This window comes from Pseudomonadota bacterium, from assembly GCA_039818985.1.
Lineage (GTDB): Bacteria > Pseudomonadota > Alphaproteobacteria > Sphingomonadales > Sphingomonadaceae > Alterisphingorhabdus.
Genome location: JBCBSU010000002.1, coordinates 1 through 10414, shown reverse-complemented (window position 1 = coordinate 10414; position 10414 = coordinate 1). Strand labels below are relative to the sequence as shown.

Below are 10414 nucleotides of genomic sequence, written 5' to 3'. Positions count from 1 at the left end.
TAAAATGATGTAAATCCTAGGACTGCGCAAAGGCAATGCAAGCCCTTTCGTGGCCGATGAAATGACGTTGGTAGAATTTTTGGCCTCACAGCTTCATCCGTCAGTCGATGATTGCTTTTGCCGCGACCGCATGCTGAAACTGGCATCGAAGAAACAAGGACATCTCTAAGGATATTTCTATGCGCATTGCTGCCCGGATCTTTTTCGGCACCGCCATTCTGCTGATCGTCGCGCTTGTTGCTGCCTGGCTGCTGCTGCCGCGCGTCAATGACCGCCAGACGAGCGGTGAGTTGGTGCTGTCGGCACTCGACGCGCCGGTCCGTATTGTACGCGACGCCAATGCGGTGCCGTACATCTATGCCGAGAGCATGGACGACGCATTGCGTGCCCAGGGCTTTGTTGCTGGCCAGGACCGCCTTTTCCAGCTTGAGGCGGCGAAGCGCGCAGCGACCGGGCGTCTTTCCGAAGTTCTGGGACCGGGCGATGGTGATGTTATTCTCAACCTTGACCGTGAATCCCGCGTCATCGGCTTTCATCGCATTGCCGCGCGCCAGGAAGCCATTTTGACACCCGCATCGCGCAATGCCCTGAAAAGCTATCTCGAAGGGCTTAACGCCTATATCGAGTCGCGCTCGGACAGTCATCCAATGGAATTTGGTCTTGCCGGTTTCGTCCCGGAGATCTGGAGCGAGACTGATCTTCTGGCGGTTGCCTATTTCCTCGGCTGGGGCAGTGCCGCGAATTTCGATGCCGAGCTGATCGCGCACCGCGTCATACAAGCGGTGGGTGAAGAGCGGTTCGAGGAGATTGCGCCGCTGGTTGTCAATCCCGACGATATTGCGGAACCATCCGATGCTGCGGCAACAACAGCGGGTTTATCGCGCTGGGCCGGGCCAACCGCAGAACCCGCCGGCTGGACCCATCGTGGCTGGCGCGAAAACGGGCATGGCGGCAGCAACAATTGGGCGATGAGCGGCAGCAAGAGCGGAAACAGGGCGGCCATCGTTACCAACGACCCGCATCTCGACAGCCGCTTGTTGCCGGGGCCATGGCACCCTGTTGGCCTGATAACGCCGGAGATGCGTGTCGTCGGGGTCAGTGCCGGCCTGCCGGGCGTCGTCATTGGCCGCAATGCGCATCTCGCCTTTGGTGTCACCAATGCCTATGCCGATGCCATCGACCTCTATGTCGAGACGGTCGATCCCGACAATCCTGACAATTATCTGGAAGGCGATACGTCGATTCCCTTTACGGTCATGACCGAGACAATCAGGATCAAGGATGAAGCGGCACCGAATGGCATAAGAGAGGAGCAGCTTGTCGTCCGGGCGACCCGCCGTGGGCCGGTCATTACCGATCGGGAAGAAGCGTCCTTGGATGATGCCGTGCTTTCGGTGCGTTGGGCTGCTGCCGAATATATGGACGGCGATCTCGGTCTCGACAGGCTGATGCTGGCTGAGACCATCGAGCAGGCGCTGGCGGCGGTGGAAAGCACCCGGCTGGTCTGTCTCAATTTCGTGGTGGGTGATGTCACCGGCCGCGTTGCCCGGCGCGCCAGCGGTGTCGCCCCGATCCGCCTGAGCGGCGATGGCATGGCGCCGTTTCGCGTGGTCGATGATATCGACAATTGGGGCGGTCGCATTCCGGCGGCGCAAATGCCCGGAGAAATCGATCCCGAACGCGGCTGGACGGGGACCGCCAATCATATGACGGCACCCGATAGCTATCCCTATCTCTATACGCGCTATACCTCTCCCAGCTTTCGCTATCGCAGGATGCGCGAACTGTTTGCCGCGCCCAAGGTGACCGCCGAAGATGCATGGCTGGCGCAATATGACACGCTGAATGTGTTTGCGCGTGATATTGCACCGATCTTCGCCAAGGCGCTGAGTACGGCCGAAGATGACAGTCTCGTCGAAATGGGCACGACCCTCGAAAGCTGGGACCATCGCGATGATCGTGATGCACTGGCGCCGACATTGTTTCAGGAGACTGTCCTCCAGCTCGCGCGATTGACTTTTGAGGACGAACTCGGCTCCGAGGCGACTGAGGCGTATCTTTCCAACTGGTATGTCTGGCAGGAGCGGTTCAATGCCATGCTGCTGTCTGGCGACTCACCGTGGTTCGACGACAGCCGGACCGCCGAAACGGAAGATCTCGCCGCGATGATCCGCCGCGCCGCCAAGGCAGCGCTTGAGCGGCTGGAGACCGCCTATGGCAGTGATCGTGCAAACTGGGTCTGGGGCGACGTGCACCAGATTCGTTTCCAGGGACCGCTGCGTCAGACGGGTTGGGCCGGATGGCTGACCGGAAACCGGGCAGTGCGCATGTCAGGTTCGGGCGAGACACTGTTGCGCGCACTTTATCCTCGTGATGACCGGTTCGATTCCCGATGGTTTGCCTCGCTGCGCATGACAGCTGACCTGAACGATCCGGAAAAGGTGCGCGCGGTGCTGCCGGGCGGTGCAGTCGGCAGGACGTTTCATCCGCATCTGGCCGACCAGAATGATGACTGGGCGTCGGAAGATGCCACGCTCTACTGGTGGTTCTCCGATGATGCGATCGAGCAGCATGGCGAGGCCAGCCTCGCACTGGTCCCGTCGGCATAACCGGTTCCCCTGGTGACAGGGTTCAGAGATCCAGGCCCACCCGGACATTGAGATGCGGGCTGCGGTCCCGGCTCTGGTTGCGGTCGCGGTTCAGCGGCACCGCACCCTCAAGCTCGAAATTGACCGGTCCGGCATTGCCGCGCAGCCCCAGACCACTGGAAATCAATGTGCCGCCGCCTCTGAGTAGCTGCAGATCATCGACATAGCCGCCATCGATAAAGCCATAGGGCTGGAGCCGGTCGATCCAGTCCGTCGGCTTGCGGAAGGTATAGTTGATCTCGGCAATGGCGGCAAAGCCGTTATCACCCGCCAGTTCAGCGAAATCAAAGCCGCGCACGCTGAACGGACCGCCGATATTGAATTCCTGCGCCGCCAGGAGCGGTCGGTTGGCGATCTGGCCTTCAACCCCGAGGAGCATGCCCCAATTGCCGCCCAGCCTGCCGCGCCAATTGGCGTAGAAATTGCCGGCGGTGAAGACCGCGTCACCGTCGAAGCGCGAGGCAAAGCGGCTGCCTTCGCGTGTGGCGTTGAGCACATCCAGGCCCTGGATCAGCGTTGCCCCGGTGCGCAGGCGACCGGAGAGGAATTTTACATTGGAGGACAGACCGACAGAAAACGTCACCTGATTGTCCTGGCGCAGCAGCCCGACTACGTCGTCCTGTTCGACCGACAGATAGGCCAGGCTGGCATTAACCCACAGGCTGGCATCGCGCGACCGGGTGATCGGATGGTTGGCAAAGACCTCGACAAATTCGGTATCGCCCTCGACATTGACGAAGCCGCCACCAGGCTGGTTGGTGCCGATGGAAGCGGCGACGCCGACCCTTGTGCCCTGATTGCCGATGCCGACCGAATAGGACGCGCTGGCAAAGGCAAATTCCTCGGGGTCGAGCGGATTGCTTCTCACGCTGACGGTGCCGCGGTCGCTGCCATCGAGAAAACCGCGAAAGTCATAGCTCAGCCGGGCGCGGGTCGGGCCGATACGCTGCGAGCCATAATTGTCGATGGCGGCGCGGATGCGATCCCTGTTCTCGCTGACCCGGACTTCGAGAATGTTCCGGCCATCCTTTTTGAGGAAGCGGGTCTTGCGAATGCGTATTTCGGGCAGGTCTCCGGCGAGCAGGATGCGGCGTTCAACCGTCTCGCGATGGGCGATGCTACCCTCCAGCGGCGCGAGGAAACGACGCAGCGCGGCGTTGTCCGAACCTTTTATCCGCACCTCGTCGATACGCCCCTCATCCAGTTCGATGGTCAATATGCCATGTTCGACCGACTGTTCGGGCAGCCTTGCGGTGGCGAAGACATAGCCGCGATCACGGGCGATTCCCGCCACTTCAGAGACGACCCGGCGCAGATCCTCATCTTCCATCACCTCGCCGATATTGGCCTCTACAACGGTGGCAAAGCTGTCTGCCCCCAGCTCTTCATTGCCTTCAATGGCGATGGAGCCGATCAGCAGGCCATCGTCTCCGTCGCTGCTTTGACCGGGGTCTCCCGCTGGCTGGGCCGGAGCCATGGCCAGCTGCACGGCACCGCCTGGCGGCGCTGCTGCCGTTTCGCCCTGACTGGTCTCGCCCGGCTGCGATTCGTTCTGTGCCAGCGCCGCATGAGGCACGCACAACAGCGCCAGCGCCGATGCGCCGGCACTTAGAGAAGCAAGGCCGGGAGAAGGTCTTCGAGACATGCCGGCGTTTATGGACAACGGGCGATTAAGGATACCCTCGGCATCATGGTTACTCGAGGTTTAACCAATGTTTTCAACGTGGTGGCTTAACCTAATGTGTAGATGACCGTTCTTATCCAGATCATATGGACAATTCTGCATTAAGCATTTCACGACGGGATCCCGGACAATGTTGAAGAAGATAATCGCCACTGCCTTGCTGGTTTTCGGCCTTTTCTGCGGTAGCGCGGCAATGGCCAATAGCGGCCCCTGGACGGTCACCGAATCGCGCGGTCAGGTCACGATTGTCGAGAGCGGTGTTACCAGGGTCGCGGTTAAGGGCGGTCAGGTAAAGGTAGGCGATGCGGTACGGACTGGACGCAATGGGCGCGCTGTTCTGACCCGTGGCGAGCAATATATTGTCGTCTCTCCGAACAGCCACCTCAAAATGGCGGAAGAGAAGTCCGATGGCCTGCTGACCCGGGTGATCCAGTATTTCGGCAACTCGCTGTTCAAGGTCGACAAGCGCAAGGAACAGCATTTCGGTGTCGAGACCCCCTATATGGCGGCTGTGGTCAAGGGGACGACCTTCAGCGTCAATGTTTCCGAAGGTGCCGCCACGGTGCAGGTTACCGAAGGTGCGGTCGAAGTCGCGACGCTCGATGGCGGCGCAACGGAATTGCTGCTGCCGGGCAATATCGGCCTGGTTGAGCGTGACGACCCCTATACGCTGATGATCCGCGGCGATGTCGACCGCCGGATTGAATCGCCGCAGCGGCGCGAGGCACCGGTGGCGTCCGCGACGCCGGTAGCGGCCGCGCCTGCACCGGCGCCTGCGGCCGCTGCGCCGGCTATTGCCGTTGCCTCGGCTGCTCCCATGGCATCGGCTCCTCCGGTGGTGCGTGAGATGTCCAATGCGCCGGTGGATCTTGCCTATGTCACCGATGGCCTGATTTCCGGGCGTCTGGTCGGTGAGGCGTCAGAAAGCGAAGAAGTTGACAATAGCGACCGCGCACCGGTGGTGGAGGTTGAGGCGGTATCCGGCGCGGACGGCAGCGGCGAAGTCGCGCCGGAAGAGGATGCCGGTTCCGCCGATGCGGCCGATGATGCAGATAATAGCCGCGATGAGGGTGATGATGCCAATATCGACCAGCCCGCCACTGATGAAGGTCCGGCGGATGATGGTGTTGCTGACGAAACTGGTTCGGACGATGGCGCGCCTGTAGAAGACGATGGTGCGCTCGACGATGGCATCTCAGATGACGGTGCACCTGCTGAAGATAATGCTGGTGACCGCAGCAATGGCACCGACGACGCTGTTGGCAATGATGATGGCGATTCCTCAGGCGATCAACCCGGTGATGATGCAGGTCTGGTTGATGATGGAGCGCTGGATGACAGCGCTTCCGATGACGGTGCGGCGATAGAAGACAATGGCGATAGCGGAGATGAAGCTACCGATTCCGGCACCGGCAACGAGGTCATTGGCGATGATAATGCCGGAGATACCGGAACCAGTGACGAGAGTGGCGATGCCGTTGATAATGGTAGCGCTGGCGATAGTGGTGATGGCTATGTAGACGAGAGCGATCCGGTCAATGGGCCGGATGGCGATCAGAGCGATGGCGCTGTCGAAGACTATGCTGACCCGGATCCTGATTACGATAACCCGGACTATGATGATCCCGGCAATGGCGGAAACGGTGATGACACATATGGTGATGACGCCGGAGAAGGTGGCAGTGAAGGCGATGATTGCCTTACCCTGGGTGTGCTTGACTTCTGCTACAATGGCGGTCGCGACAACGATGGCGGTGACGAAAGCGATGGCAGCGACGCTGGCGGCGAGAATGCCGGAGAAGGCGACGAGTACGCCGATAACGGCCCGGACGCGGGTAGTGACGGCGTCGATGGCGGTGATGAAAGTGATGGCTGCCTTACGCTGGGTGCCCTCGACATATGCTATAATGGCGGTCGCGATGGTGACACCAATGACCGCGAAGTTGCCGGCGGTGACGATGGTGCCGCTGATGATGGCAATAATGGCCATGGTAATGACGCTGACGGCGTAGACGAAGGCAATCCGGGCAATGGTAACGGCCAGGGTAATGGCAATGGCCGAGGCAACGGTAATGGTCGGGGCAATGGCAATGGCGGAGGCTTCGCTGATGATGATCAGGGAAATCTGGTCTATGTCGACATCAATGATGACGGAGAGGTCGTTTATGATGGTGATACCGGTTCGGGTGCGGCGGCTGAAGCTGATCAGGAACCGGTTGCCGAAGAAAGCAACGGTAACGCCGAAAGCGATGTTGCCGACGGTCTGAGCAGCGGCGAGCAGGGCAATCTGGTCTATGTCGAGATCGATGATGACGGAGAAGTCGTTTATGACGGTGATACTGCGCCAGTCGCGCCGGATGATGGCGGTGACGGGGTCATGGTCGCCGAAAACCGCAATGGCAGCTCCGAAGTCGAGATTGGCGATGGCAACGATACTGTGATCGACACCCTCGCTGGCGGTGAAGAACAGAATCTCGTCTATGTCGATATCAATGATGGCGCGCCCTATGGAGACCAGGGCGCTGAGACTTCCGACGAAGGCTATGCATCCGATCAGCCCGAACAGGGCGATTTTGAAATGCAGTCCGAGGAAAGCTCCTATGAGGCGGAGGCTGTGATTGATTACGGCGCGGATGAGAGCGCCGGCGTGGTCGAGATTGGCACCGGCCCTGGCGGTGCGAGCAGCGATAGCGGCCAGCGTGTCTTCGTCTATGTCGACGATGAAACATCCTTTGGCGGCCAGGATGCTGGCGGTTACGGGGATGGCTATGAGCCTGACCTGCCGGGCCAGGGTGGTTATGAGATGCGCGCCGAAGAGGGCACACCCGGCGGCCGTGGCTTTGGTCGCGGCCGTGGCGGTTCGCCTTTCTGATGCACAAGCCGCACCACCATATGTTTAACCCGGTATTAGGATGAACCGATTATCACTATCTGATTGGATAATCAGGGAATAAATCTGTGCGGTTTAATCCACAATCGGCATTTCTGATGGACAGCTATCTGCAGCGGGCCATAGCGGTCTGCGTGGCGATCCTGCTGTCCATCGCCCTGATCATCGCAAGCGGCGGCACAGCATTGAATCGCAGCGTCGACAGCGCCCGCAATGTTCTGGCGCAAAAGACCGCGTCTGATGATCTGGTGATCGTCGAGATCGATGCCCATTCACTGCAGGAAATCGGCCGCTGGCCATGGTCGCGCGATATTCACGCCCGGCTGATCGATCAGCTTTCCAAAGATGGCGCACGGCAGATAGCCTTTGATGTCGATTTTTCCGCCGCTTCGCAGCCACAGGTGGATGACCGGCTGGCGCAAGCCATCGTCGACAGCGATGCCAATGTGGTATTGGCTACCTTTCGCCAGAAACAGGGCGCAAACAAATCGAACAACATCGAAAACCTGCCTTTGCCGATATTCCGCGAAAATGCGCTGCTGGCGTCGGTCAATGTTCACCCCAATCGTGCCGGACAGGTCGAGCATTATGGCTATGGCGAGATCACCGGCGGCACTGTGCGGCCCGCCCTGGGTGCGCTGATCGCCGCCAGCGATGGCGCCATCGGCAAGAATTTCCGCATCGACCAGGCGATCGACATTGCCAGCTTTGACAGTGTCAGCGCCATTGATGTGCTGCGAGGCAATGTTGCCCCCGCATCGATTGCAGGCCGCACTGCACTTATCGGTTCGACCGCCATCGAGCTTGGTGACCATTATGCATCACCCGGCTATGGCGTCATTCCCGGCGTATACATCCATGCCCTGGCATCCGAGACGCTGAGGAACGGAAACGACATGCCCCAGGCCAGCGGCTGGCTGGCCTTTGCCGCGACATTGCTGATTCTGGCAACCATGTTGCTGCGCAAGAGCCGCAGGACAAGGGTTCGGGACACGGCGATTATACCGTCCGTCCTGGTTGCGGCGCTTATCCTTGGCCATCTTGCCGCCTATCATCTTTCGCTGGCCTATATTCCGGTCGGCAATGCGCTGCTGCTGTGTTTCAGTTATCTCTTTGTCCGCATGGTGCAAACTGCGGTTCGTAACATGCAGCAGGCGCGTCATCATGACAGTCTGACAGCTTTGCCCAATGCGCAGAATCTGCAGGTTTCGGACCAGCCTCACCATGTCGCTGTGCTGCATATCGCCAACTATACCGACCTTGTTGCCGATTGCAGCCAGGAGGAGCTCAAGGCGGTTTTGTGCGGTGTGGCGCAGCGGCTTTCGCTGATGGCGGACGAGGGCAGAATATACCGCACCGGCGATGACCAGCTCGCCTGGATCGTTGGTAAGGACAATCTCGACAGTCTTGCCGACTATTTCGAGACGATCTCTGCCTTTTTTCTGCAACCCGTCCACACCGCGGAGCGCAAGCTGCGGATCAATGCGGTTTGCGGCTATAATCAGGGTGAGGATATCGAGTGGATCCAGCTGCTCGCCGGCGCCAATGTTGCCGCGACCAAGGCGATTGAGCTGGGCTATCGCTGGCTGGCCTATAGCAGCGACCTCAACGCGATGGTGCATGAGAAGCTCAAGATATTGAACGATCTCGAACAGGCGATGGAACACGGGCATATCCATGCCGTCTATCAGCCGAAAATGGATATCCAATCGGAGGCCATTGCCTCCGCCGAAGCACTGGCCCGCTGGCGTCATCCTGAACTTGGTAATATCGGTCCCGATCGCTTCATTCCGCTGCTCGAAAAGGAAGGTCGCATCGCCGATCTTACACTCTATATTCTCAAGGCGGCATTGACCGATATCGAGAGCTGGTTGCGTCAGGGGAATGCGATCAACTGCTCGATCAATGTTTCGGTAGGCCTGTTGGAGGATGAGGGCTTTATCCGTGATGCCCTGGCTGTCATTGCCGCGTCGTCAGTCGACAAGACCTTGCTGACATTCGAGGTGACCGAGACCGCATCCATTCAGGATCTCGAGGCGGCCGGCCGCGTCCTGGCCCAGCTGCGTGGCCAGGGCATCCGGATATCGATCGATGATTACGGAACCGGCCAGTCAACACTGTCCTATCTGCGCGACTTCCCGGCAGACGAAATCAAGATCGACCAGACTTTTGTCCGCCCCATGGTTACCAGCGAAGCCGACCGGGTCATGGTCGGCGCGACGATAGCCATGGCGCACAAGATGCGGTTCAAGGTCGTCGCAGAAGGCGTTGAGGATGCGGAGACGCTGGCGCTGCTGAGAAGCTTTGGCTGCGATACGGTGCAAGGCTGGCATATCGGCAAGCCGGTCGATGCCGATGCATTCGGGCAGTATCTGCATCCCTCCGATATGTCCGCCCGGGCCGCAGGCTGAACGCCAGCCATAATTGCCATCATTTCGCTTCGCCGGCCTCGTGCGGGCAGGATATGGTCTGATCCACGATAGCCCCATCTTTGCGCCGCACGCCGCCCTTTGAAGTTAAGGAGGTGGATCAGCGGCGATACGCATTGCATAAACGGTTCTTCCGGCCAGGAACAGCCGGACCCGATGCACAAAAGGATCGTCACGATGACACAGGAACAAACCCGCCCCCCATTGCCACCATTCACCACCGAGACGGCCATCGAGAAAGTTCGCCTTGCCGAAGATGGCTGGAATAGCCGTGATCCGGCCAGGGTGGCCCTTGCCTACACCCCTGATACGCAATGGCGGAACCGTGCGGAATTCATCACCGGACGCACAGAAGTCGAGGCGTTTCTGGCGCGCAAATGGGCGAAAGAGCTGGACTATCGGCTGATCAAGGAACTCTGGGCGTATCGCGGCAACCGTATCGCGGTTCGCTACGCCTATGAATATCATGATGACAGCGGCTACTGGTTCCGTGCCTATGGCAATGAAAATTGGGAATTTGATGAAAACGGTCTGATGGCGCACCGCCATTCCAGCATCAATGAGCATCCGATCAGCGGGGATGAGCGCAAGTTCCATTGGCCGCTCGGCCGCCGTCCCGACGATCATCCCGGCCTCAGCGATTTCGGGTTCTGACACCGGCCAGCGCCCTGGTGCTTGCCAGACGGCAACACATGGTATCGACAACGGGGTATCGACAACGGGGTATCGGCAAGGGGGTATCGGCAAAGGGGAGCCACCTGTT

5 protein-coding genes are annotated in these 10414 nt (G+C 59.5%); 4 read left to right on the top strand and 1 reads right to left on the bottom strand.

Annotated elements, in window-relative coordinates; genetic code table 11:
* Positions 1-179 precede the first annotated feature (179 nt).
* On the top strand, positions 180-2609 hold the full coding sequence (locus AAFX04_11740; GenBank protein ID MEO1046103.1) for a penicillin acylase family protein: 2430 nt from the start codon (positions 180-182) through the stop codon (positions 2607-2609).
* Positions 2610-2631: 22 nt separating this feature from the next.
* Here the strand turns inward: AAFX04_11740 and AAFX04_11735 are convergent, their stop codons facing one another.
* The gene (locus AAFX04_11735) at positions 2632-4293 is read right to left on the bottom strand and encodes a ShlB/FhaC/HecB family hemolysin secretion/activation protein (protein MEO1046102.1); all 1662 of its coding nucleotides are present in this window, start codon (positions 4291-4293) and stop codon (positions 2632-2634) included.
* A gap of 169 nt (positions 4294-4462) precedes the next feature.
* On the opposite strand from AAFX04_11735, the gene AAFX04_11730 reads away from it, so the two are divergent.
* The 3 genes from AAFX04_11730 (at position 4463) to AAFX04_11720 (ending at position 10305) form a co-directional block, all read left to right on the top strand.
* Positions 4463-7204: a FecR domain-containing protein gene (locus tag AAFX04_11730; GenBank protein MEO1046101.1), complete on the top strand. Its 2742-nt coding sequence runs from the start codon at positions 4463-4465 to the stop codon at positions 7202-7204.
* An 86-nt stretch (positions 7205-7290) separates the two neighbouring features.
* Entirely contained in the window at positions 7291-9633 is a 2343-nt protein-coding gene (locus AAFX04_11725; GenBank protein ID MEO1046100.1) for an EAL domain-containing protein, read from the top strand.
* A gap of 195 nt (positions 9634-9828) precedes the next feature.
* Positions 9829-10305 carry a nuclear transport factor 2 family protein gene (locus AAFX04_11720; protein MEO1046099.1) on the top strand — a complete coding sequence of 159 codons (477 nt, stop codon included), beginning with the start codon at positions 9829-9831 and terminating at the stop codon, positions 10303-10305.
* Positions 10306-10414: the final 109 nt, after the last annotated feature.